The organism is Burkholderia sp. B21-005 (assembly GCF_020843965.1).
GTDB classification, from domain to species: Bacteria; Pseudomonadota; Gammaproteobacteria; order Burkholderiales; family Burkholderiaceae; genus Burkholderia; species Burkholderia ambifaria.
The window spans coordinates 22,538-45,687 of sequence record NZ_CP086302.1 but is presented as its reverse complement, the minus strand read 5'-3'; the positions used below and the strand labels follow the sequence as shown (position 1 = coordinate 45,687).

The following is a 23,150-nucleotide window of genomic DNA, read 5'->3' as shown; positions in this document are numbered from 1 at the left end:
ATGTTGTCGTGCCGTCGCTCGGCGATGTCGGCAATCTCAGCGATGCGCGTCGATCACGCCGACGGCCATTTCGGCCAGCCGCCCGGCCATCGCGCCCACGCGCAGCGCCTGCTCGCTCGATGCGTTGCCCTGCAGCGCGCGCGCCTTCACGCCCTGCGCGATCGCCGCGAGCCGGAAGAAACTGAACGCGAGATAGAAATGCCAGTCGCGGATCGGCTCGATGCCGCGCAGTTCGCAATAGCGCGCGACGATCGCCGCTTCGTCGGGAATGCCGAGTTCGGCACGATCCTGGCCCGCGAGCCCGCGCACCTGGCCGCCCGACGGCAACCGCAGGCACATGCAGAAGTACGCGAGATCGGCGAGCGGATTGCCGAGCGTCGACAGCTCCCAGTCGAGCACGGCCTGCACGCGATAGTCGTCGTGCGCGAACATCACGTTGTCGATCCGGAAATCGCCGTGCACCAGCGCGGGCCGGCCCGTGTCCTCCGGGCACGCCTTCGGCAGCCAGTCGATCAGCGCCTCCATCCCGTCGAGGCGCTCCGTTTCCGCCGCGCGATACTGCTTCGTCCACACGCCGATCTGGCGCTCGAAGTAGTTGCCGGGGCGGCCGTAGTCGGCAAGGCCGACCGCGTCGACGTCCACGTCGTGCAGCGCGGCCATCGTGCGCAGCAGTGCGTCGTAGCAGATCGCCCGATCGGCCTTCGGCAGTTCCGGCAGCGCCGGATCCCAGAAGATCCGGCCGTCCTCGAAGCTCATCACGTAGAACAGGCTGCCGATCACGTCGCGGTCTTCGCAGAGGTGATACGGATGCGCGACCGGCACCGCGGTGCCCGACAGCGCGGTGAGCACGCGGAATTCGCGATCGACCGCGTGCGCGGATTTCAGCAGTTCGCCGGGCGGCTGGCGGCGCAGCACGTAGCGGCCGCTCTTCGCATGCAGCAGGAAGGTCGGGTTCGACTGGCCGCCGGCAAACTTCTCCATGTCGAGCGGGCCGTCGAAACCCGGCACGTGCGCTTCCAGATAGTGCGTGAGGCGGGCTACGTCGAGGGGCTGGGTAGGGTTCGTCATCGTCGCGATCGTTCGTGGGTCAGCCGTAGGTGCGCCACGCATGTCGTTCGGGATCCTCGAGATGTGGGATGCCGTTGAACGACGCCAGGTGGAACGCTTCGGCGTTGAAGAAAAACTGCGAAAGACTGCTGTTGCGGATCTGCAGGTTCAGCGCGATCGCGCTCGACGGCGGCGCGGCGAGCACCTGCTGCACCGTCACCGCGATCGGGCCGCCGGAGCTCACCGCGAGCACGCGCTGGCTGCCGCCGTGGCGGATCGCGGCGCGCGCGTCGGCGACGCGCTGCTGGAAATGGGCCCAGGTTTCGGGCGCGGTGTCGCCGAGCTTGTCGTCGGCCCACAGATGCAGCACCTGTCGCAGCGCGCGAAAGTGCTCCTTCATCGAGCCGGCCGCAAGCCGCGCGATCTCCGGATAGTCGCTGGCCGCCGCCGCGAACAGCCCGTGGAAGTCGTATTCGTTCAGGCCCGGATGGCGGTCGACCGGCGCGCCTTCGCGGCCCATCCCGCGCAGGATCGCGTCGACCGTTTGCGCATGCCGGTTCATCGTGCCGCAGATCACGCGGTCGAACGTCAGGCCCTGCCGTGCGAAGTACTCGCCGAGCCAGACGCCCTGCTGCTCGCCGGAAGGGGACAGCCGGTCGTAGTCGTCCGTGCCGAACGACGCCTGCCCGTGCCGTACCAGAAAGAGTTCAGCCATTGCATGTCCGCCTGAATGGAACCGAAGGCCCAGCATAGCGAGCGGGCTTACATTTTTGAAATTTATTTTTTGAATCGGTCAGTATTCATGAAATGAATTCCACGGTTTCAAACAATGCGCTTGCAACGACTTTCGTCTTGGCCTGCGTCGCGGCACGCGAATTGCGTCAGCAGGCACCGTCCTATCACCACGTTCAGGAGGGTGCGATGCTCGGTACGATCCTTATCATCGTTCTGATTCTGCTGCTCATCGGAGCATTTCCTGCATGGCCGCACAGCCGAAGCTGGGGTTACTGGCCATCGGGCACGGTCGGGCTGGTCGTCCTCATCGTCGTGATACTGGTGTTGCTGGGGCGCATCTGACGGTTTCCGCCGCCTGCTGACGGCGGGAAACGCCTCGGGCGGCACGCCTCCGCCCCGCCCGCCTGTGCGCCTTTCCGAATCCTCGCCGTGGATTCTTTACACAAAGGGGCCGGAACGGGCGCGCGGCGGGCGCCGCGCGTTACTGGCCGCCCTCCAGGCGCAACTGAAGGCGGCTCGTCACCGACGTCACTCCTGGCACCTGGCGGGCCGCGTCCACCGCGACCCGGTCCTGGGATTCGTCGGAGATCGACCCGGCCAGCGTCACGTCGCCCGTCTTCGCCTTGGCGAACACGGTGACTTGCGCATTGCCGATGCCGTGCGCTTTCCCGATTGCCTGGCGCACCTTCTTCGCGAACGCGCGGTCGGCCGCGCGCTCGGCTTTCTTCGCCGCCCGCGGCGACGCGTTCGACGGTGCAACAGCCGGCGCGGCGGACGCGGTAGCGGTAACGGCAGCAGCGGCGGACTGTGCATGGCCAGCCATCGGCGACAGCGCGACGAAACCTGCAACGACGATTGCAAAATGGTGCTTCATCGGATTTCTCCTCAACGGGAACGAACGGGGAAAATCGCCGAGCGCCGGCCAGCACGCCGAGCCGCGACGCGAGGATGCGGCTACTTGAGCATCGCGATCCGCGACACCGATCTCGCATCGGATGCGCGCGCGATGGTCGACGTGTTCGAACCTGCGCTGCAGGCCGCCGCCGGCCAGCATTCGGTGCTCGATGTCGATACACGCCGTATGCGCGGCGACTCGGTCCGCATCCGCCAGGCGCCGCCAGCGCTGCGGGAAAACGCGCGCCGCCATGCGCATCCCCGCAGAACCTGCCGCGTTCGCGCCGTCACGGGCGCGGTTCGCGCCCGACCTGTTCGAGCGGCGGGCTGAACCCGAGCACCGTGTACGCGATGACGGACACCGTCCCTTTCCCCGCCGCGCCCCGCACGACCACCGCGCGCACGGCGCCGGCCCGGTCGAATTTCAGGCGGGTACCGACGGTCGCGTTGCGCAGCGCCTCCAGCTCCTCGATCCGCGCGATCGCCAGCTTGCGCACCGCGCCGGACACGTACACGGGCAGGAACACCAGCGCGATGAAGATCGACACCGCGTCCTTCGATACACTGTCCAGCACCGGCTGCCCCGACAACACGAGCGACAGCGACGTCGCGGCGACGAAGATCGCGAGCACGGTCGCGCCCACGCCGAGCGACGAGAACCGCTCGGCCGCCTTCTTCATGCGTGCCTTCACGAGCGCGCGCGCGGTCGCGGACGGCACCAGCCATTCGCGCTGCGCGCCGTGGTACCCGGCGAAGCCAAGGAACAGCGTCGCGACGCCGCTGATGCCGATGCTGGTGTACAACGCGTCGAAGATCATGCAGATGAATTCGAGCACGAACACGATCACCGGCGGCCACAGCAGCAGACGGAACGAATAGCCGTCGCGGCCATGCCCCTGGATCCACCCTCTCACCATTGGCAGTTGCCAGAAGCGGCTCTCCCGGTGAAGCGAAAGTTTTTCGTCGTCGGTCAATTCTTCACCTGTGGTGTTCCGTTGCGTCTGGTACGGTTGACGCGGCTGAAACAGGAATGAATACCTGGGGTTATCGATTGATCCCAAAGATTCATTAGACGGTGCATCCTCCTGCGCGCGATGCTGGCCCCGCCAGTGAACGCTGCGTCATTGCAACGCCGCGCACGAAAAATGGAGTGAGACACATGCCGACCGATCACCGTCAACGGCGCCACACGCTGTGGCTGCTGTGCGCGCTTTCGTTCATCCTCTACGTCGACCGCGTGAACCTCGCGACCGCGGCCGGCGCGATCAAGGCCGAGCTCGGCCTGTCGAATACCGAACTTGGCGTCGCATTTTCCGCGTTCGCGTATTCGTATGCAATCTGCCAGATCGGCGGCGGCTGGATCGCCGACCGCTTCGGCGCCCGCATCACGCTGATCGGCTGCGGGCTGATCTGGGTCGCCTCGACGTTCATGACCGGGCTCGTGCACAGCCTCGCGTTGCTGTTTGCCGCGCGCCTGCTGCTCGGGATCGGCGAAGGCGCCACGCTGCCCGCCCAGGCCCGCGCGATCACGCACTGGTTCTCGCGTGAACGGCGCGGCGTCGTGCAGGGCTTCACGCATTCGTTCTCGCGGCTCGGCAACGCGGTCACGCCGCCGATCGTCGCCGCGCTGATGACGTGGCTGTCGTGGCGCGCGGCATTCTTCGTGATCGGTGCGGTAACGCTGGTGTGGCTCGTGTGGTGGGTCGTCGGCTTCCGCGAGTACCCGCGCGGAGAAGGCGACGGCAACAGCCGTACGCACACCGCTGCCGCCGCCCGCCCGGCACCGTCGTCCGGCCCGACGCCGTGGGGGCCGCTGTTCCGCCGGATGGCGCCCACGATCTTCGTGTACTTCTGCTACGGCTGGACCGCGTGGCTGTTCTTCACGTGGCTGCCGACCTTCTTCCTGAACGGCCAGGGCCTGAACTTGAAATCGACCGCACTGTTCGCGTCCGGCGTGTTCTTCGCGGGCGTGGTCGGCGACACGCTCGGCGGCTGGCTATGCGACCGCATCTATCGCAAGACCGGCAACCTCGCGCTGTCGCGCCAGAGCGTGATCGTCGCGAGTTTCACCGGCGCGCTCGTCTGCCTGCTGCCGCTCGCGTTCGTGCATTCGACGGCCGGCATCGCGCTGTGCCTGTCCGGGTCGTTCCTGTGCCTCGAACTGACGATCGGGCCGATCTGGGCCGTGCCGAGCGACATCGCACCGCAACACGCGGGCATCGCGAGCGGGATGATGAACGCGGGTTCGGCGATCGCGGGGATCCTGTCGCCGATCCTGTTCGGCTATCTCGTCGATCACACCGGCAGCTGGACGGTGCCGTTCGTCGGGTCGGTCGCGATGCTGCTGATCGGCATCGTCGCCGCGCTGCGGATCCGGCCGGATCGCGCGTTGTCGGAAGCGACGCCGCCGCTCGCCGAAGCGCCGGCCGCGCCGTCGGCGCGCTGAAGCCGTTCGCTTCGGGTTCGCCTGCCTCCCCCGTCTCGCCAGCGTCGCCGTCGCGCTTCACTGCGTTCCGCGATGGTGGTGCCTCGGGTGGTTCGGCTGGTTCGGCTGGTTCGGCTGGTTCGGCTGATTCGGCCAACGCGGCCGACGCGGCTTGTTCGGCGTGCTTGGCTGGCTCGGCCAGCTCGGCTGATTCGGCTGGTTCGGTCGCCTCGGCTGGCGCGGCTGGCTCGGCCGCCTCGGCTGGCAAACCGCGCCGTTACGCGCCGCCGTCATCGCCCGGCCCGCCTTCCCGGTGGAACAGCGCGAGAAACTGCTGCGCGGGAATGCTCAGCGGCCGGTCGCGCCGCACGAGACTCCCGTACGACGGCAGCTTCTGGTCCAGCTCGTAATCGAGGATCGCCACGAGCCCGTGCTCCGCGTTGCGCCGCGCGACCGTCAGCGGAATCACGCCGAGCATGTGCGAACGGTCGACGAGGTTCATCGTCGTCAGGATCGAGCCCGTCTCGACCAGCCCGCGCGGCATCGGCTGGTGACGCGCACGGAATTCGCGCTCGACGACCTCGCGCGCCGGGCTGCCGGCCGGCTGCAGGATCCACGTGTAATCGAGCAGCGCGTCGAATGCGACCGGCCCGGCGCCGGCGAGCGGATGGTCGCGGCCCGCGATGATCGCGAGCGCCTCGTCGTCCACCACGCGGAAGTCGCAATCGGTGCCGACGTTGCGTCCGATCACCACTTCGAGCACGCCTTCGCGCAACTGCGGCATCAGCCGGTCGCTGGTATCGACCGCGATGTCGATCGCGAGCAGCGGATAGCGCGCCTTCAACTGCACCAGCGCCTCGGTGAGCCGCCCCGGCGACGCGGCCATGATGCTGCCGATCGCAAGCCGCCCCGCGCTGCCGAGCTGCAGCTCGCCCAGCTCGCGATTGAGCGCCTCCATGCTGCCGCGAATCCCGCGGAAATAGCCGAGCACGCGCTCGCCGGCCGGGTTCAGCACGAGTCCGCGCCCGACGCGGTCGAACAGCCGCTGGCCGAGCGCGCTTTCCAGCTCGGCCAGCATCTTCGTCGCGGCCGGCTGCGTGAGGCCCAGCTGCCCGGCGGCCCCGCGCAGCGTCGAGCATTCATCCACCGCGAGCAGCAGCGCGATCTGCCGCATCCGCAGCCGGTTCAGCAATTGGGGAGTCGAGTCTCGTCGATCGATCGAGCCCATTTCGATTACTCCAGGTTATCGATTCATCAAGAGTTTTCAATTTACCGACTCATTCCGTCTACCTAGCATGAACCCCATAGACCAACGGCCCCGCGCCGACACCGGAGACACAGCATGAACCCGCACCCGACCGCCGCCCGTCACGGAGACGCCTCATGACGACCGCCGCTGCCCTGCCCGTCGTCGCGCTGACGCTCGGCGACCCCGCCGGCATCGGCACCGAACTGATCGCGAAACTGCTCGCGCGGCCCGACGCGACGTCCCGCGCGAACCTCGTGCTGATCGGCGACCGCTGGCTGTGGGAAGCCGGCCAGCGCGTCGCCGGCGTGACGGTCGAGGTCGAGCCCGTCGAATCGCTCGCCGCCGTGCGCGGCCGTCCGTCCACCGCGCGCGCCGCGTTCGCCGCGGTCGACACGATCGATCCCGCGCAGGTCACGGTCGGCCAACCCGGCGCGGCCGGCGGCCGCTCGACGCTGACCGTGCTCGACCAGTGTCTCGACGCCGCGCTCGCCGGCGACATCGACGCGATCTGCTTCGCGCCGCTGAACAAGTACGCGATGAAGCTCGGCGGGCTCAGGCACGACGACGAGCTGCACCACTTCGCGGCCGCGCTCGGCGTGACCGGCTACTTCTGCGAATTCAACACGCTCGGCGAACTGTGGACCGCGCGCATCTCGTCGCATATTCCGCTGAAGGAAGCGGCGGCCCAATTGAGCATCGAGCGCATCGAACAGGCGTCCGAACTGATTTACCAGTCGTTGCTCGCGAACGGCGTCGCGACGCCGAAGGTCGCGATCGCCGCGTTCAACCCGCACGGCGGCGACGGCGGCAGCTGCGGCCGCGAGGAAGTCGACATCATCGAGCCGGCGGTGCGCAAGCTGCAGTCGCGCGACTGGCCGACCGACGCGCCGTTCCACGGCCCGTTCCCCGCCGACACGATCTTCCTGAAGGCGCAGGCCGGCGACTACCAGGCGATCGTCACGATGTACCACGACCAGGGGCAGATCGCGATCAAGCTGCTCGGCTTCTCGCGCGGCGTGACCGTGCAGGGCGGGCTGCCCGTGCCGATCACGACGCCCGCGCACGGCACCGCCTACGACATCGCGGGCCGCGGCAGCGCCGACGTCGGCGCGACCTGGCAGGCGCTGCAGATCGCATGCCGGATGGGCGCCGCGCGCCGCACGCCCACCGTTTCGGCGTGACGTTCGCGCGCCCTTGCATACAACAACATCGATTCCAGGAGACACCAACATGAAAATCCGCTCCGTGCGCGCCCGCGTATTCCAGTGGAAAGGCAAGACCGTCCCGCCGCAGGGCAACTTCTGCTCGAACGCGATGGACCTGCTGTACGCGCCGCAGGAAACCATGAGCACGTTCCGCTTCCATGCGTGGACCGTCGTCGAAGTCGAGACCGACGACGGCATCGTCGGCCTCGGCAACGTCGCGCTCGCGCCGCACATCGCGAAAGCGATCATCGACCAGTACCTCGCGCCGCTCGTGATCGGCCAGGACCCGTGGGACTACGAGTACCTGAACCAGCGGATGTACCGCGCGACCCACGCGTGGGGCCGCAAGGGCATCGGCATGGCGGCGATCTCGGCGGTCGACATCGCGATCTGGGACATCCTCGGCAAGAGCGTCGGCAAGCCTGTATTCAAGCTGCTCGGCGGCCGCACCAAGGAAAAGATCCCCTGCTACTACTCGAAGCTCTACCGCACCGACCTGAAAGAGATGCAGGACGAGGCGCAGCGCTACATGAAGGAAGGCTTCCGCGCGTTCAAGATGCGCTTCGGCTACGGGCCCGCGCATGGGCAGCAGGGCGTGACGGAGAACCTGAAGTCGGTCGCGGCGATCCGCGAGGTGATCGGCTACGACAACGACCTGATGCTCGAGTGCTACATGGGCTGGAATCTCGAGTACGCGAAGCGCATCCTGCCGAAGCTCGAGAAGTACCAGCCGCGCTGGCTCGAGGAACCGGTGATCGCCGACGACATCGACGGCTACGCGGAACTGAACCAGCTCACGCGCATTCCGATCTCCGGCGGCGAGCACGAGTTCTCGCTGTACGGCTTCAAGCAGCTGCTGGACCGCAAGGCCGTGTCGGTCGTGCAGTACGACACGAACCGCGTCGGCGGAATCACGATGGCGCACAAGATCAATGCGCTGTGCGAGGCGTACAGCGTGCCGGTGATTCCGCATGCGGGCCAGATGCACAACTATCACCTGACGATGAGCACGCTCGCGTCGCCGATGAGCGAGTACTTCCCGATGTTCGACGTGGAAGTCGGCAACGAGCTGTTCTATTACATCTTCGACGGCGAGCCGGTGGCCGAGAACGGCTTCCTGCAACTGCGCGACGACGTGCCGGGCCTCGGTCTCACGCTGAAGACCGAGTTCCTCGACCAGTTCGACATCGTCGAGTGAGCACGGCCATGAACGCACGTTACCAGGGCGTCTTTCCGGTTGCGCCGACCATCTTCGACGCGCACGGCGCACTCGATCTCGACGGCCAGCGCCGCTGCCTCGACTTCATGATCGATGCCGGCTCGCAGGGCATCTGCATCCACGCGAACTACTCGGAGCAGTTCGCGCTCGGCGACGACGAACGCGACCTCATCACGCGCACGACGCTCGAACACGTCGCCGGCCGCGTGCCGGTGATCGTCACGACGTCGCATTTCAGCGCGCGCCTCTGCGCGGAGCGCAACCGCCACGCACAGGCGTGCGGCGCCGCGATGGTGATGGTGATGCCGCCGTACCACGGCGCGACGTTCCGCGTGCCCGAAGCGCAGGTGCGCGCGTTCTTCCGCGAAGTCGCCGACGGCCTCGACATTCCGCTGATGATCCAGGACGCGCCCGCGAGCGGCGTCGCCCTGCCTGCGTCGTTGCTCGCGACGCTCGCGCGCGAGATCGACGCCGTGTCGTACTTCAAGATCGAGACGGCCGGCGCCGCGTCGAAGCTGCGCGAGCTGATCGCGCTCGGCGGCGACGCGATCGAGGGGCCGTGGGACGGCGAGGAAGGCATCACGCTACTCGCCGACCTCGATGCCGGCGCGACCGGCGCGATGACGGGCGGCGGCTATCCGGACGGTATCCGCCGGATCACCGACGCGTATTTCGCCGGACGCCGCGACGAAGCCTGCGAGCAGTACGCGCGCTGGCTGCCGCTGATCAACTACGAGAACCGCCAGTCGGGTTTCCTGACCGCGAAGGCGCTGATGAAGGAAGGCGGCGTGATCGCGTGCGACCAGCCGCGCGCGCCGTGGCCCGAGATGCACCCTGAAGTGCGCGCGGGCCTGCTCGACGCGGCGCGGCGGCTCGATCCGCTCGTGCTGCGCTGGGGACGCTAGCCAAACACCGGTTGCCCCTGCAACGCACATGCGTTGTGCATCGGCGTGACGGCGGTCCGACAGACGACCGCCGCCGCTCGTCACATGGATCGGAGACACCATGAACCTGTTGAACCCCGCCACCCCGGCCTATGAAGCCGGCGAAGCCATTCCGCGCCGCCGCTGGCTGCGCGTGATTCCGCCGCTGCTGCTCGCCTGCATCATTTCGTACATGGATCGCGTGAACATCGCGTTCGCGATGCCGGGCGGGATGAACGCCGATCTCGGCATGGACGCGACGATGGCCGGCCTCGCCGGCGGCATCTTCTTCTTCGGCTACCTGTTCCTGCAGATTCCCGGCGGCCGGCGCGCGGCGCTCGGCAGCGGCAAGACCTTCATCGCCTGGTCGCTCGTGAGCTGGGCCGTACTGTCGGTGCTGACCGGGCTCGTCACCCACACGTGGCAGCTGCTGACGCTGCGCTTCCTGCTCGGCGTGGCCGAGGGCGGGATGCTGCCCGTCGTGCTGACGATGGTCAGCCACTGGTTTCCCGACCGCGAACGCGGCCGCGCGAACGCGATGGTCATCATGTTCGTGCCGCTCGCCGGCATGATCACCGCGCCGCTGTCCGGCTTCATCCTCGCCGCGTACGATTGGCGTCACCTGTTCTTCAGCGCCGGCGCGCTGTCGCTGCTGTGCCTGTTCGCGTGGATGATGTTCGCCGACGACGGCCCGCAAACCGCGCGCTGGGTATCGCCGCGCGAGAAGGCGTACATCCTCGACGCGCTGCGCGACGAACAGGCGCGCAAGCAGGCCGCCGGCACGCCGGCCGCCGCGTCGTTCGGCGCGATACTGCGCAACCCGACGATCTGGCTGCTGATCGCGATCAACTTCTGCTATCAGGTCGGCATCTACGGCTATACGATGTGGCTGCCGACCCTGCTGAAAAACCTCACGCACGGCGGGATGGGCAAGGTCGGCCTGCTCGCGATGCTGCCGTATGTCGCGATGGTGATCGGGATGTTCGCCACGTCGTATTTGTCTGACCGGACCGGCAAGCGCCGCCTGTTCGTGCTGCTGCCGCTCGTCGGCTTCGCCGCGTGCCTCGCGCTGTCGGTGCTCACGCATGCATCGATGGTCGTGTCGTTCGCGTTCCTGATCGGTTGCGGTTTCTTCCTGCAGGCAGCCGCCGGCGTGTTCTGGGCGATTCCGCCGAAGCTGTGCAGCGTCGAGACGGCCGGCAGCGCGCGCGGCCTGATCAACGCGCTCGGCAACCTCGGCGGCTTCTGCGGCCCGTATGCGGTCGGCGTGCTGACCCAGCACGTGAGCGCGGCGGCCGGCGTGTACAGCCTCGCCGTCACGCTCGCGGTGGCCGGCCTGCTCGCGCTGACGCTGCCGAAGCGCTGCGAAGGCTGACGCGCACCGACACGCGGTCACGCGAACACGCGAACACGCAGTCACGCGAACACGCGAACGAAACAACGGAGACACACCATGAACGACATCCTGTTGCTGGTGCAGAAATGCGCCCATACCTTCAGCTTCTACGACCTCGAAACGAAAGCCGCGCTCAAGCATGTCGTGCTGCCGAACTTCCCGCACGAGTTCACCGTCGACGTGAACAATCGATTCGCGTACGTCGGCATCTTCGGGATCGAGACCGCCTGGTCGCGCGGCCATGAAGGCGATCACCGGATCGCCGAGATCGACCTCGTCGAGCGCACGCATACGCGGATGCTCGACCTGTGGCCGTACTACCGGCCGCACGGGATGGCGACCGATCGCGACGGCCGGCTGTACGCGATGAGCGAGGCGCACGACATGCTGCTCGTGTTCGACGAACCGACCCGCCAGAGCGTGCCGAACATGGCCGTGCCGTCCGGCGGCGTGAAGACCCACCTCGTGACGCTCACGCGCGATGCGAGCCGCGCATATGGCGTGCACCTGCTGTCGAACACGGTCACGCAGTTCCATCCGCGCGACGCGACCGTCGCGCCGCGCGCGGTGATGCCCGGCCCGCGTCCCGAAGGCAATGCGCTGTCGGGCGACGAGCGCACGCTGTTCGTCGCGAATCGCGGCGACGACACGCTCGTCGAGATCGACACCGACACGATGACCTGCGGCCGCCGCGTGAAGACGCGCAGCGATCCGAACCGCATCTACCGCACCAGCGCGCCGGACGGACGCGACCTGCTGTTGCTGACGAATTCCGGCGAGCGTTCGATCTCGGTGTTCGATGCGCGGCAGCTGGAGGAGATCGAACGCGTCGCGCTGCCCGCGAACCCGACCGCGCTGTCGTTCCATCCGTCGCGGCGCGTCGCGTACGTGTCGTTCCAGGACGACTACGTGCGCGAGCTCGATCTCGATGCGTGGCGGTTCGTCGGCGCATGGCCGACGCTGCGCGAACCCGATGCGTCGTATGTGCTCGCAGGCGCGCGCTGAGCGGCACGGCGACGCCCCGCCGCCGCACGCGCTGCCGGCGGCGCTCGTCGACGCGCATCACCACCTGTGGCAGCTCGGCGCGGGTGCGCACTATCCGTGGCTGCAGGAACGCTACGACCCGGCACGCTTCATGTTCGGCGACTACGCGGCGCTGTGCCGCGACTTCGGCGTGGACGACTACCGGCATGCCGCACAACGCGCGCCGATCGTCGCGAGCGTGCATGTCGAGGCAGAACGGGCGCGCGGCGAGGCGCTCGCGGAAACGCGCTGGCTGCACGAGGTCGCGGCCGCGCACGGGCTGCCGTCGGCGGTCGTCGCGTGGGTCGACCTGCTGGCCGACGATGCGCACGAGCGGCTCGCCGAACAGGCCGCGTGGCCGCGCGTGCGCGGCGTGCGGTTCAAGCCGCGCACCGCCGCGGCGCCGGATGCGTTCGTCGACGGGCCCGGCACGCTGCGCGATCCGCGCTGGCCGGCCGCGCTGGAGCGCGTCGCCGCGCACGGCCTCGGCTGGGATCTGCGCGTGCCGTTCTGGCATCTCGGCGACGCGGCCGCGCTGCTGGCCGATGCGCCCGGTATCGACGTCGTCCTCGAACACGCGGGGCTGCCGTGGGATCGCTCGGAAGCAGGGCTCGCGCGCTGGCGCAGCGGCATGGAAGCACTGGCCGCATCGCCGCGCGTGACCGTGAAGATCTCCGAACTCGGCTTGCGCGATGCGGTGTGGAACGAGGCGGACAACGCGCGGATCATCCGCGACACGATCGCGATATTCGGCTGGCAGCGCTGCCTGTTCGCGAGCAATTTTCCGGTGGCGGGGTTGCGCGTGTCGTATCCGGCGCTGCTGCGCACGTTTGCCCGCGCGATGGCGGACCTCGACGAGGCAGCGCGTCAGGCAATCTGGCACGACAATGCGATGCGCGTGTACCGGATTTCGTGAACGCGCTTGACCCGGCCCTTGGGGTCGCCTTTACGCTGGGGGTGACGAATCGACGGCGGACAGGGGTGACGAATGGGCACGTCCACGCTTCGCTTGAGCGCCTCGGCGGCAGCCGCGCGGCTCGGCGTATCGGTGAAGGCGCTGCGGCTCTATGAGCGGCACGGTCTCGTCGCGCCGAAGCGAACGCCGGCGGGCTATCGGGTCTACGGCTCCGGCGAGCTCGCACGCACGAGTCGGCGATTGCAATCGGGAAAGTAGTGGAAAGTTCGATGCTTGGCGGGCACTGTCGGGACACGTCGGACAATCGCCCTGGCCCGATGGCCAACGTCGCGCGCGGCCAATCGATCGCGCTTAAGATGCAAGGCATCCGAACGAATTCGATTCCTGTATCGTCCACGTTTCCAGCCGACATTTCGCATGACCGCACGCCATGAAAACCGTACCGGCCCGGCCGATTTCGGCCGCCTCGACACCATGAGCCGATTTCGCGTCACTTACGACGGCCCCGCACTCGAATCTTCCGAAATGGACGTGCGCGAACTCGCGCCCGCACTGCTTGCGATCGGGGATTTGCTGGAAGCGTCGACACGGGCACTGTGCGGCGATCAGGTTCAACCGCGCGTGAACGTGCGCGGCAGCTTCAAGGCCGGCAGCTTCGGGATCGACTTCACGCTCGCGACCTCGCTGCTCGGCCGCATGCGCGACCTCCTGAGCGGCAACGAAAGCACGGCGCTTGCCAACGCGGTCACGATCCTGACCGCGCTCGGCATCGCCGCGCCGAAGGCGAGGAAGGGTCTCTTCGCCGTCCTCAAGTGGTTGCGCGGGCGCGAGATCCAGCGGGTGCAGATGCACGACCACACCGCATTGCTGCACGTGGACGGCGAGCAACTCGAGATCGACCTGTCGGTCCTCACGCTGCTGCGCGACGTCGGCGTTCGACAGGCCACCGAGCACGTGCTTGCGCCGCTCGCGCGCGACGGCATCGTGATTTTCGCGACCGGCACCGACACAGAGGTGTTCGAGACGATCACCCGCGATGAGATCGCCTGGTTTCACGCGCCCGGACAAACCGACGCGCTCCTTCTCGACGAACATCGAAAGATGGCGTTCTCGATCGTGTCGCTCGCGTTCAAGGACGACAACAAGTGGCGGCTGTACGACGGCGCGTCGACGATTCACGCGGCGATCACGGATGCCGGCTTCCTGTCGCGCGTGAACAACAGCCAGATCAGTTTCAGCAAGGGTGACGTGCTCGTCTGCAATGTCCGTATGCAGCAGTGGCAAACCTCGGACGGAGCGAAAACCGAATACGAAGTCACGGATGTCCTCGAGCATCGCCCGGCCGGGCGGCAGATTCCGTTGCCGGGGCTTTGACCCGCCTCGCGATTGCTGCAATCATCGGCGTCGAAGCTCGATCCCCGAGCGCATCCACATCGCTCATGAAACCGGCGATCCGCCTGCGTCCCGCATCCTCATCCGACCTGCCCTTTCTGCTGACGCTGCGCCGGCTCACGATGACCGAGCATCTGCAACGTGTCGGCGCGCCGACCGACGATGAAGCGCACCACCGGCGCATCGCGGCGAACTTCGAAGACGCGATGATCGTCTGCGAAAGTGTCGACACCGGCGTCAACACGATCGGATTGCTGAAGGTGACGCGCTCCGCCGACGAATGGCACGTTCACCAGATCCAGATCCTGCCGGCCCGACAAGGGCAACGCATCGGCGAAGCCGTGCTGCGCGAGTTGCTGGTCGAAGCGGCACGCGCGCACGTGCCCGTATCGCTCAGCGTGCTGCACGGCAATCCCGCACGTCGACTCTATGAACGCCTTGGTTTCCGCCTCGTATCGGAAACGGAACACAGTGCGAATCTGATATGGCGCGCGTGAGATCGAGCATCCCAGTCGACCGCCGCCGCGCGCCTCGCAAAAAACACGGCCCTCCCGCCGAGAGGGCCGCCTTCCAGACCGACCACCTAGACGATCAATCGTCGTCGCGGCTCGCCACCTTCTGCGTCACGCCCCGCAGCTTCGGATACGGCTTCGATCCCATCATGCCTTTCCACAAGACACGGTTGAACTGATCCGCCGGCACCTCGTCGGCATCGTCGAAGTCGAACTTCGCCGTCACCTTCGCCCAGTACGCCGCGTCATGCGTCGGCGTGACATCGGGCCCGGCCGCGTAGTGCAGCAGGCTCTCGCCCGCCCCTTCGGCCAGTCGCAGCCCGGTGCCCTTCAGCGCCGTCGACGCGACGGCCGTATAGCTCCACGACGCCGGGCCATGCACGTCGAACACGTCGCTCATCGGTCGCTGGTAGGCGGTATTCAGGTTCATGTGCTGCGTGCCGAGCACGTCCTCGATGGTCCGCAACGCGTTGACCTGGCTGTAGCGCGTCCGGATCACCGCGCCCTGCTTCACGTACGGCCCGACGATGTACGCCGGCCCGCGATGCGAATCCACGTGGTCGGGACCATCCTGCACATCGTCCTCGGTCACGACGATCAGCGTGTCGCTCGCATAGGGGCTCTTCGCGACGGCCTCGACGAGCCGGCCGACCGCCAGGTCGTTGTCTGCCTGCTGCGTTTCCGGCGTATTCACGCCGGCGAACGCCGTGCCGAACGCGCCCATGTGATCGTGGGACAGGCGCACCAGCGACAGCGTCGGCAAGTTGCCGCTCGCGACATACTGGTCGAACTCGCGTTTCCACTCGTTCAGGCGCCACTGGTCCGGATAGGTCTGGTCGAAGCCGCGGAAGTACACGTCGGTCATCGACGCCAGCCGCGGGTCCAGTGCGGCGACCTGGACGACACCGGACGCGCGCGGGTCGACGATCGGGTTCGCGGCCGTGCCGATGCTGCCGATGTTGTTGACGAGGAATCCGTAGTTGCGGACCGTGCCGCCGCCGGCGAGCACCGCGTCGAAGATGTAGCCGCGCTGGGGGCCGAACGGCGCATCGGACGACGCATGGTTGCCGGTGCCGGGCAGCAGGTTTGCCGCGCCGCCCGGCAGGCCGGCCGCCGCGTTGCTGTAGTTCGTCGTGCCGGCCGGGCCGGCTGCCGCATCGCGCTGCTGCACCGATTCCCAGTTGACCGGCACGCTGCGGTTCGTGCCCTCGCTCTCGTACGACAGGCCGCGATTGACCGCCGCGTAGTTGATTTGCTGCGTGATCGTCTCGGTGTTGGTGACGCGCCCCTGAAGCGCCCAGGACCAGCCGTCCATGCTGCCGTCGCCAGGGTTCATGAAGTTGTCGAGCGTTACGAACTGGCTCGCCAGCCGATGGAAGTTCGGCGTGATGTTCCGGCCGAACTGGGCGAGCCGCGGATCGCCGTCGGCCCCGTTGCCGATGTCGCCGAGCACCTGGTCGAACGTGCGGTTTTCCTTGACGACGTAGATCACGTGCTTGATGTGACGGCGCAGAAAGCCCATCACTTCGTTATCCCGGTCGTTGTCTTCCGGGCGATAGAAGTTGTTGCGCGCGGCCTGCTGCGTCAGCTTCGGCAGTTCGCCCGCCGCGGGCACCGGCGCGCTCACGAGCGACGCGCGCTCGAGCTGAAACTGGTATTCGTTCGACGCGCGCGACGCGGCGGCCTGCGCCGGCGTCGCGCCGGACAGGTGGTCCGGGTTCGGGCCGGTCGTGCTCTTGCCGTTTACCACGTACATCCACGTGCCGTCCGCGCTGAACGTTACGTCGTGCGGTTCGAACGCGGTCGGAATCAAGCCGGTGACGCGATACGCGCGCTCGCCGACGAGCGGAATGACGGCGATTTCGTTCGCGCCGGCGTTGGTCGCATACAGCGTCCGGCCGTCGCGCGACAGCGTGACCGCATACGTCGCCGCGCCCGTGTGCGTCTGGCCGTGCGCCAGCACACCGGACGGTGCGCGCGCGTCGATCCGCGTCACGATCGCGTTGGTGTTCGTGTCGATCACCGCGACCTGGTCGGCGTTGTCCTGCGCGACGAACAGCCTCGATTGCGACGCGTCGAGCGTCATGCCGAGCGCGTTGCCGTCCAGCTTGATGCGCTTGACCAGACGCCCGCGAGACGGCGACGACACGTCGATCGCGATGATTTCGCGATCGCGATCCGACGACACATACGCGACGCCGTTGCCCTTCACGACGACCGCGAACGGGAACGTGCCGCCGGCGTCGCCGCTGCGGCCTTCGTTGCCCGCAAAGAACGGGCGCAGGTCGTGCTCGTAGCGCACGTTGTTGGTCGCGGTATCGATCACGCTGATCGAATCGTTGTAGTTGTTCGCGACCACCAGCGTCTTGCCGTCGGCCGACAACGCAAGGCCCGCCGCGTTCGGCTGCACGCGGATGCCGACGCCCTTGCCGCCATGGCCGAGCGCGATCGTGGTCGACAGCGCCCACGTGCCGCCGTGCTGCGCATAGACGTAGACCGCATCGTCGCTGCCGCCGGTCGCGTAGAGCGTGCTCCCGTCATGCGAGAACGCCAGGCCGACGAACGCGTTGGTCTGCTGAAGCACCTGCCTGAGCACGGGGCGCGTCTTGTTCGCGCCCGCCACGTCGTACAGGAAGATGAATTGCGTCGAGTTCGCGGTGTCGACGGAACCGTCCGGTTTGTACAGCGAGTTCTGGCCGGCGGTGATGATCGCCAGCGTCTTGCCGTCCGGGCTCAATTGCGAGCGCACGGCTTCCCCCGCGACGAAATGCGGATAGGCCGGCAACCCGGGATTCAGGAACTGCTGGACCGCGCCACGGACGGCCAGCGGCGTGACGAACTGACCGCTCGGCACGCGGGCGGCATCGGCGGCGTCGAACCCGTCCGCGTGCGCCTGCGACGCAAGCAGCACGGCCGACATGACGGCTCCGAGCCGGAGCGCACGCTTGACCTGGCTATGTTTCATAGGAATCCTCTTGAACAGTGGGGGCGATTATCGTCTGACGTGTCCGGCATGATCCTGGCCCTGTCTGCCCGTGTCGCGCGGTGGCGCGGGCCGGTGCCAAGCGATCGAATGGCTTGCGTCGGCTATCGCCGACGTGCCGGAATTACAGCGCCGCCCAGTGTCAAGCGGATGACCGGCTCCATTGCGGGCCGACCTATTACATGTGGTTACAGCGAAGACGTTTCGATGACAGCCACCGTGGTGTCATCGTTGCATTCGAGGCGCCGCCCTCAAGGCGTCCACCGATAAACGGTGATGCTGTTCCCCTTCACGTTGTTCTTCGTCACCACGTACTCGCCGTTCGAGCGACGGTACGCACGCACGCTGTACATCGCGTCGATCGCGCTGCTGGTATCCACGGTCGCCGGGCTTGCATTGACGAGCGTCGTGTCGAGGTTGCCGGTGTCGAGGTTGAATGCGTCGATGTTCGGCCACAGCGGCCCGCTGCTGCTGAACCAGTAGCCGACGAACAAGTGATTGCCGGCCGCGTCGATCGACTTCGCGCCGCTGTGCGGCAGCGTGATCACCGGATTCGGCTTCGTCGTGTTGCCCGCGCTCCAGCCGTGATACACCTCGATGCGCGTGCCGATCGACGTCCAGTCCGTACTCCCGACCACGCCCTGCGCGAGCACCATCGTGTCGCTGTCGGCGAGATAGACGACGCGCGTCAGCGGCTGGATGCTGGCCGGCACTGGCGTCGGCACGCCCGGCCCCCACGAAGGCTTGCCGCTCGCATCGAAACCGGTCAGCGGATAGTGATAAATGGCGCCGGTCTTGTCGAGGCCGGCCCATACGCCACCCTTGCTGTCGAGACTGAAGCCGGCCGACACGCGCCGGGTCGTATTGAACGCCGGCCCCGGGATCGATCCGTCAGGAATCGCGACATAGCCGTTGGCAGCGTTGAAGTGGAAGAAGTAGTAAACCGGCGGATTCTGCCCCGCTGCAACGAGGATCCGGTTCGCACCGACCGACGTCAGCAGCTCGAAGTGCTCGTCGCGCTGCGTGTCGCTCATATTGATGCGCGGATCCGACGGATACGTGAACGGATCGACCGTATTCGCGACGAAGGTGCCGCCCGCAGTGCCGCCATAGATATGCGTGCCGCTGTAGAACAGCGCGCCGTCCGTGACCGGATCCGGTGCGGCGATACCTTCGAAGTTGAGCGACTGCAGCGTCCACCGCAGGCTGCCGGTGCTGCTGTACGCATGAATGTCGGTCGCGCCGTTGCGGCCGAGATCCCAGCTGCCGCCCCACGGGTTGTTGAGCACGTACAAGTTGCCGCCCGTGTCCTTGCCGATCCCGACGATCCGGGTGAAGCGCTTCGCGCCGACCTGCCCCTTGATGCCCGCCGTCGTGTCGAGATAGCCGCCGCGCACGCCGAACGTGCCGGCCAGCGCGGGCCGGCCCGATACGGTGTAGCGCTTGATGTTCATGTCGGGGCCTTCGTCGCCGACCAGCAGCTCCCCTGCCGCCGCATCGACATAGAGCGCCGACGGCTGCGACCCGGCCGCCAGCCGGATCGTGTTCAGCAGCGCACCGGCCGGGCTGAATTCGACGATCGCGCCGGCGCTTTTCTGCGCGACCCAGACGTTCCCCGCGCCGTCGACCGCGAGCGCGCCCGGCGCGGACACGCCGATGTCCCGCTGCCAGACGCCGTCGGTCGTAAACACCCGCACGCGGTTGCCGTAGAAATCGCTCGCGTAGAGCAGCGAGCCGGCCGTGGCGAGCCCGGTGACGACGTCGATGCGCGGCTGGTTCGTCGCCGCGGTGACCTGAATCAGCTTGTCGCGAAAGCGCGTCGCGCGGTTGTAGCGCCCGACCGCGCCGCTGCCGTAGCTGCTGCCGGGCTGCAGCGCGACGAACAGCGACGTCGCGTTGCCCGTGATCGCGCTGCCCTGGAATTCGGAATGCGCGCCGATCGAGCCGACGCTCTTGCCGTTCTGGTAGATCGCGACGCCGCCCTCATCCTCGTCCCACATCGACGCGGTGTAGATCACGCCTTCGGGCGCGACCCACATCGAACGCGCGACGTTGCCGACGTGCGCCGCCAGCGTGCCATACGTGTTCGCCAGCCAGTCGGTGGTATTACCCGCGTATCCGGACGGCGCAATCGCGGCAATCGCGGCGGCGAGCAGCACGGCCCGAATCGATTTTCTGGCGACCATGGCTGATGCGCTCCTGAATGGCTTTTTCATCAGAATTTGCTCCGAGAGACCAGCTATTTCCCCCAAGGGGACTTCCTTCGGGGCGGATGGCGGGAAGGAAAGGAGTGCTGTTGACAGACAGCTTCTTCCATGGGTTAGGATCAACGGCATGATCCTTGTCTACCGCTACCGCGTGAAGTCGCTCAACGGACTGCTTAACAAGCAGAGCCGTGCGGTGAACTACGTCTGGAACTTTTGCAACGATACGCAGAAGCATGCGCTGAAATGGAGCAAGAAGTGGCCAACAGGCTTCGACCTGAATGGACTGACGAGCGGCAGCAGCAAGGCGCTTGGCATTCACTCCGGCACGATCAACGCGACGTGCGAGCAATACGCGAAGTCGCGCAGCCAGCACCGTCGGCCTTACCTGCGCTATCGCGGCAGGAAGTCGCTTGGCTGGGTACCACTGAAGGGCTGTCACCTGAAGCGCGAGGGTGATGCGTTCCGATTCGCCGGCAATACCTTTCGCGTGTTCAGTAGCCGGCCGCTTCCCGAAGGCAAGATCAAGGATGGGACCAACTTCGCACAGGATGCGCGCGGCAACTGGTTTCTCAACATCGTGATCGAGATGCCCGATGTGCAGGCCCGCCCGGTCCGGTCCGGTGTTGGCATCGATCTCGGCCTGAAAGACTTCGCCACACTTTCGACCGGCGAGAAGCTGCCCAATGACCGATTCGGCCGACGCGCGGCGGAGAAACTGGCGAAAGCTCAACGGGCGCGCAAGCACAAGCGACATATCGCGAAGCTGCACGCCAAAGTGGCGAATGCCCGTGCCGATTTCCAGCACAAGCTCGCGCTCGATCTGGTGCGGCGTTTCGATTACCTCGCGGTCGGCAACGTGTCGGCCGCGAAGCTCGCCAGAACCAGGATGGCGAAGAGCGTCTACGACGCATCCTGGTCGTCCTTCCGAAACAAGCTCCGTTACAAGGCGATGGCGCACGGGGCCACGTTCGAGGAAGTCGACGAAAGCGGTTCTACCCAGTCCTGTTCGTCGTGCGGGTCGAAAGACAGCACGACGCGGCCGAAAGGTATCGCGGGACTGCGAATAAGAGAGTGGGCCTGCAGTGACTGTGGTGTCGTGCATGATCGAGATACCAACGCTGCCGTGAACATTCTCCGATGCGGACGTGCATCGCCAGGTGTGGGAATCCTCTGCCTTTAGGCGGAGGATGACGTCAAATAAATCGAAAAAAATTGCGGACCGCCCGCGCATGCGAGAGATGCGCTGCAGACGACTGCGCGAGAGTGAATGACCACTTACGCGTCCGGCACGACTATCGGGGAAAACGGGTGTTCGCCTGCGGGCATGTCACCGCTGGCTGGAATGCGGCGTATTGAAGAACTGGCGGACGGCTTGTTCGGCGAATCGGGAAGGTCGCCGGCGGGTCTCGCGCCGGCCTGAATCCCTGTCGAATCCAGGCCGGAAAACATCATTGACTACCGGAACATCACGCGGACGTCGCCGTCTCCCGCACCTCCACCTGCTTGATCTCGCCGCCGCCGCCCGAATCCGCGTCGTCGCGCGGATCGCCGAGCTGGCCCTCCCACTTCGCGACCACGGCCGCCGCGATCGAGTTGCCGACGGCGTTGGTCGCCGAGCGTCCCATGTCGAGGAACATGTCGACACCCATGATCAGCAGCAGCCCGGATTCCGGCAGATGGAACTGATTGAGCGTCGCCGCGATCACGACGAGCGACGCGCGCGGCACGCCCGCCATCCCCTTCGACGTCACCATCAGCATCAGCAGCATCGTGATCTGCGTGCCGAGCGGCAGGTCGATCCCGTACACCTGCGAGATGAACAGCACCGCGAACGTGCAGTACATCATCGAGCCGTCGAGGTTGAACGAATACCCGATCGGCAGCACGAAGCTCGAGATCTTGCGGTTCACGCCGAACCGGTCGAGCGCGTCGAGCAGCTTCGGATACGCGGCTTCGGAACTCGCCGTCGCGAACGACAGCAGGAACGGCTCGCGAATCAGGCGGATCAGCGTGAACGCGCGCTTGCCGAGGAACGTGACGCCCGCAAGCGTCAGCACGCCCCACAGCAGCGCCAGCGCCAGATAGAAGCTCGCCATGAACTTCGCGAATGTGAGCAGGATGCCGAGCCCTTCCGTCGTGATCGTCGACGCCAGCGCGGCAAACACGGCGACCGGTGCGAACCACATCACCGCGCCCGTCACTTTCAGCATGACCTGCGCGAGATCGTCGATCACGCCGGTCAGGCGCTTGCCGGCGTCGCCGAGCGCGGACAGCGCGGTGCCGAAGAAGATCGAGAACACGACGATCTGCAGGATCTCGTTGTTCGCCATCGCCTCGGCGATCGACTTCGGCACCAGGTGGACGACGAAGTCCTTCAGCGTGAATGCGGCCGTCTTCAGGTTCAGCGTCGCATCGGCGGCCGGCAGCGGCAGGCTCAGGTGACTCCCCGGCTTCAGGATCGTCGCGGTCACGAGACCGAGCACCAGCGACGTGAACGACGCGATGAAGAACCAGCCGAACGCCTTCACGCCCACGCGGCCGACCGACCCGCTGTCGCCCATCTGCGCGATGCCGACCGTCAGCGTCGCGAACACCAGCGGCGCGATGATCATCTTGATCAGCCGCAGGAACACGTCGGACAGCAACGACACGTAGCCGGCGACTTCCCTGGCCATTTTCGGGTCGGGAAACGCGCTATGACAGGCGTAGCCCACGGCGATGCCCAGCGCCATCGCGATGACGATGTACCGGGTGATGTTGTGCTTCTTCTTCATTAGCAATCCAAATTACGGAACATGTGTTTCCAACGGCAGGTCGATCGCCGGCATCGAAACGGGAACGGAATTCCGCGAGCGCGGCGCGCGCCATTTCGACTGCCGGAGCCCGTCCGTGGGCATGGCCACGGCGAACAGGGGGGGGCATTCTATCGCAAACGCCGGACGATCTTTCAATTCTGAAAGGGAGGATGGCGGGGCAAGGCAGGTGTAGGTGCCGGAGCGTTCTGCCGCAGCGGGACGCGCAACG

At 66.7% G+C, this 23,150-nt stretch carries 19 protein-coding genes and 1 pseudogene; 12 read left to right on the top strand and 8 right to left on the bottom strand.

The window, feature by feature from the left end; all coding sequences use genetic code 11:
- Nucleotides 1–36: 36 nt before the first annotated feature.
- Together LMA02_RS16625 and LMA02_RS16620 are read right to left on the bottom strand one after the other, a co-directional pair.
- Nucleotides 37–1,068 carry a phosphotransferase gene (locus tag LMA02_RS16625; RefSeq protein WP_228908777.1) on the bottom strand — a complete coding sequence of 344 codons (1,032 nt, stop codon included), beginning with the start codon at nt 1,066–1,068 and terminating at the stop codon, nt 37–39.
- 19 nt (nt 1,069–1,087) lie between these two features.
- Nucleotides 1,088–1,762 (bottom strand): histidine phosphatase family protein, encoded by a 675-nt coding sequence (locus LMA02_RS16620; protein WP_228908776.1) that lies wholly within the window; start codon nt 1,760–1,762, stop codon nt 1,088–1,090.
- A gap of 206 nt (nt 1,763–1,968) precedes the next feature.
- Between LMA02_RS16620 and LMA02_RS16615 the strand changes: the two genes are divergently transcribed.
- Nucleotides 1,969–2,124 (top strand): DUF3309 family protein, encoded by a 156-nt coding sequence (locus tag LMA02_RS16615; RefSeq protein ID WP_228910037.1) that lies wholly within the window; start codon nt 1,969–1,971, stop codon nt 2,122–2,124.
- A gap of 139 nt (nt 2,125–2,263) precedes the next feature.
- Here the strand turns inward: LMA02_RS16615 and LMA02_RS16610 are convergent, their stop codons facing one another.
- Both LMA02_RS16610 and LMA02_RS16600 read right to left on the bottom strand, forming a co-directional pair.
- Nucleotides 2,264–2,656, bottom strand: coding sequence for a BON domain-containing protein (locus tag LMA02_RS16610; RefSeq protein ID WP_229050611.1), 393 nt, complete (start codon nt 2,654–2,656; stop codon nt 2,264–2,266).
- Nucleotides 2,657–2,963: 307 nt separating this feature from the next.
- Nucleotides 2,964–3,650, bottom strand: a complete 687-nt coding sequence (locus LMA02_RS16600) for a hypothetical protein (RefSeq protein WP_228908775.1) — start codon at nt 3,648–3,650, stop codon at nt 2,964–2,966.
- Nucleotides 3,651–3,835: 185 nt separating this feature from the next.
- Here LMA02_RS16600 and LMA02_RS16595 point away from each other — a divergent pair, with 185 nt between their 5' ends.
- Nucleotides 3,836–5,122 (top strand): MFS transporter, encoded by a 1,287-nt coding sequence (locus LMA02_RS16595; protein WP_228908774.1) that lies wholly within the window; start codon nt 3,836–3,838, stop codon nt 5,120–5,122.
- A 256-nt stretch (nt 5,123–5,378) separates the two neighbouring features.
- Here the strand turns inward: LMA02_RS16595 and LMA02_RS16590 are convergent, their stop codons facing one another.
- Nucleotides 5,379–6,329: a LysR family transcriptional regulator gene (locus tag LMA02_RS16590; RefSeq protein WP_228908773.1), complete on the bottom strand. Its 951-nt coding sequence runs from the start codon at nt 6,327–6,329 to the stop codon at nt 5,379–5,381.
- A 155-nt stretch (nt 6,330–6,484) separates the two neighbouring features.
- Here LMA02_RS16590 and LMA02_RS16585 point away from each other — a divergent pair, with 155 nt between their 5' ends.
- The 9 genes and pseudogenes from LMA02_RS16585 to LMA02_RS16545 all read left to right on the top strand — a co-directional run bounded on the left by LMA02_RS16585 (nt 6,485) and on the right by LMA02_RS16545 (nt 14,921).
- The gene (locus LMA02_RS16585; RefSeq protein ID WP_228908772.1) at nt 6,485–7,531 is read left to right on the top strand and encodes a 4-hydroxythreonine-4-phosphate dehydrogenase PdxA; all 1,047 of its coding nucleotides are present in this window, start codon (nt 6,485–6,487) and stop codon (nt 7,529–7,531) included.
- A 49-nt stretch (nt 7,532–7,580) separates the two neighbouring features.
- Entirely contained in the window at nt 7,581–8,753 is a 1,173-nt protein-coding gene (locus LMA02_RS16580) for an L-rhamnonate dehydratase (protein WP_175798550.1), read from the top strand.
- Nucleotides 8,754–8,761: 8 nt separating this feature from the next.
- Nucleotides 8,762–9,679, top strand: a complete 918-nt coding sequence (locus tag LMA02_RS16575) for a dihydrodipicolinate synthase family protein (protein ID WP_228908771.1) — start codon at nt 8,762–8,764, stop codon at nt 9,677–9,679.
- Nucleotides 9,680–9,779: 100 nt separating this feature from the next.
- A complete protein-coding gene (locus LMA02_RS16570; RefSeq protein WP_228908770.1) occupies nt 9,780–11,072 on the top strand; it encodes an MFS transporter in 1,293 nt (430 codons plus the stop codon).
- A 78-nt stretch (nt 11,073–11,150) separates the two neighbouring features.
- The gene (locus LMA02_RS16565; protein ID WP_228908769.1) at nt 11,151–12,098 is read left to right on the top strand and encodes a YncE family protein; all 948 of its coding nucleotides are present in this window, start codon (nt 11,151–11,153) and stop codon (nt 12,096–12,098) included.
- Nucleotides 12,076–13,032: an amidohydrolase family protein gene (locus tag LMA02_RS16560; protein ID WP_228910035.1), complete on the top strand. Its 957-nt coding sequence runs from the start codon at nt 12,076–12,078 to the stop codon at nt 13,030–13,032. The genes LMA02_RS16565 and LMA02_RS16560 overlap by 23 nt, the downstream gene beginning before the upstream one ends.
- A gap of 72 nt (nt 13,033–13,104) precedes the next feature.
- Nucleotides 13,105–13,266 (top strand): annotated as a pseudogene (locus LMA02_RS16555) (MerR family transcriptional regulator); the annotation flags it as partial.
- Between the two features lie 183 nt (nt 13,267–13,449).
- Nucleotides 13,450–14,406: a hypothetical protein gene (locus tag LMA02_RS16550; protein WP_324251319.1), complete on the top strand. Its 957-nt coding sequence runs from the start codon at nt 13,450–13,452 to the stop codon at nt 14,404–14,406.
- A 65-nt stretch (nt 14,407–14,471) separates the two neighbouring features.
- The gene (locus LMA02_RS16545) at nt 14,472–14,921 is read left to right on the top strand and encodes a GNAT family N-acetyltransferase (protein WP_228908767.1); all 450 of its coding nucleotides are present in this window, start codon (nt 14,472–14,474) and stop codon (nt 14,919–14,921) included.
- Nucleotides 14,922–15,015: 94 nt separating this feature from the next.
- Here LMA02_RS16545 and LMA02_RS16540 read toward each other — a convergent pair whose 3' ends face one another.
- Nucleotides 15,016–17,901 carry a bifunctional YncE family protein/alkaline phosphatase family protein gene (locus tag LMA02_RS16540; RefSeq protein ID WP_228908766.1) on the bottom strand — a complete coding sequence of 962 codons (2,886 nt, stop codon included), beginning with the start codon at nt 17,899–17,901 and terminating at the stop codon, nt 15,016–15,018.
- 269 nt (nt 17,902–18,170) lie between these two features.
- The gene (locus LMA02_RS16535; RefSeq protein ID WP_228908765.1) at nt 18,171–20,105 is read right to left on the bottom strand and encodes an SMP-30/gluconolaconase/LRE-like region family protein; all 1,935 of its coding nucleotides are present in this window, start codon (nt 20,103–20,105) and stop codon (nt 18,171–18,173) included.
- Nucleotides 20,106–20,253: 148 nt separating this feature from the next.
- On the opposite strand from LMA02_RS16535, the gene LMA02_RS16530 reads away from it, so the two are divergent.
- The gene (locus tag LMA02_RS16530; RefSeq protein ID WP_228908764.1) at nt 20,254–21,306 is read left to right on the top strand and encodes an RNA-guided endonuclease InsQ/TnpB family protein; all 1,053 of its coding nucleotides are present in this window, start codon (nt 20,254–20,256) and stop codon (nt 21,304–21,306) included.
- Nucleotides 21,307–21,592: 286 nt separating this feature from the next.
- Here the strand turns inward: LMA02_RS16530 and LMA02_RS16525 are convergent, their stop codons facing one another.
- Nucleotides 21,593–22,900 carry a dicarboxylate/amino acid:cation symporter gene (locus tag LMA02_RS16525; RefSeq protein ID WP_228908763.1) on the bottom strand — a complete coding sequence of 436 codons (1,308 nt, stop codon included), beginning with the start codon at nt 22,898–22,900 and terminating at the stop codon, nt 21,593–21,595.
- Nucleotides 22,901–23,150: the final 250 nt, after the last annotated feature.

Excerpts from the sequence above, each read along its gene's own strand:
- LMA02_RS16565 (WP_228908769.1), top strand. The coding sequence starts at position 11,151 with ATGAACGACATCCTGTTGCTGGTGCAGAAATGCGCCCATACCTTCAGC.
- LMA02_RS16585 (WP_228908772.1), top strand. The coding sequence starts at position 6,485 with ATGACGACCGCCGCTGCCCTGCCCGTCGTCGCGCTGACGCTCGGCGAC.
- LMA02_RS16570 (WP_228908770.1), top strand. The coding sequence starts at position 9,780 with ATGAACCTGTTGAACCCCGCCACCCCGGCCTATGAAGCCGGCGAAGCC.
- LMA02_RS16525 (WP_228908763.1), bottom strand. The coding sequence starts at position 22,900 with ATGAAGAAGAAGCACAACATCACCCGGTACATCGTCATCGCGATGGCG.
- LMA02_RS16540 (WP_228908766.1), bottom strand. The coding sequence starts at position 17,901 with ATGAAACATAGCCAGGTCAAGCGTGCGCTCCGGCTCGGAGCCGTCATG.
- LMA02_RS16575 (WP_228908771.1), top strand. The coding sequence starts at position 8,762 with ATGAACGCACGTTACCAGGGCGTCTTTCCGGTTGCGCCGACCATCTTC.
- LMA02_RS16580 (WP_175798550.1), top strand. The coding sequence starts at position 7,581 with ATGAAAATCCGCTCCGTGCGCGCCCGCGTATTCCAGTGGAAAGGCAAG.
- LMA02_RS16545 (WP_228908767.1), top strand. The coding sequence starts at position 14,472 with ATGAAACCGGCGATCCGCCTGCGTCCCGCATCCTCATCCGACCTGCCC.
- LMA02_RS16610 (WP_229050611.1), bottom strand. The coding sequence starts at position 2,656 with ATGAAGCACCATTTTGCAATCGTCGTTGCAGGTTTCGTCGCGCTGTCG.
- LMA02_RS16595 (WP_228908774.1), top strand. The coding sequence starts at position 3,836 with ATGCCGACCGATCACCGTCAACGGCGCCACACGCTGTGGCTGCTGTGC.
- LMA02_RS16530 (WP_228908764.1), top strand. The coding sequence starts at position 20,254 with ATGATCCTTGTCTACCGCTACCGCGTGAAGTCGCTCAACGGACTGCTT.
- LMA02_RS16535 (WP_228908765.1), bottom strand. The coding sequence starts at position 20,105 with ATGGTCGCCAGAAAATCGATTCGGGCCGTGCTGCTCGCCGCCGCGATT.
- LMA02_RS16550 (WP_324251319.1), top strand. The coding sequence starts at position 13,450 with ATGACCGCACGCCATGAAAACCGTACCGGCCCGGCCGATTTCGGCCGC.
- LMA02_RS16560 (WP_228910035.1), top strand. The coding sequence starts at position 12,076 with ATGTGCTCGCAGGCGCGCGCTGAGCGGCACGGCGACGCCCCGCCGCCG.
- LMA02_RS16620 (WP_228908776.1), bottom strand. The coding sequence starts at position 1,762 with ATGGCTGAACTCTTTCTGGTACGGCACGGGCAGGCGTCGTTCGGCACG.
- LMA02_RS16625 (WP_228908777.1), bottom strand. The coding sequence starts at position 1,068 with ATGACGAACCCTACCCAGCCCCTCGACGTAGCCCGCCTCACGCACTAT.
- LMA02_RS16590 (WP_228908773.1), bottom strand. The coding sequence starts at position 6,329 with ATGGGCTCGATCGATCGACGAGACTCGACTCCCCAATTGCTGAACCGG.
- LMA02_RS16615 (WP_228910037.1), top strand. The coding sequence starts at position 1,969 with ATGCTCGGTACGATCCTTATCATCGTTCTGATTCTGCTGCTCATCGGA.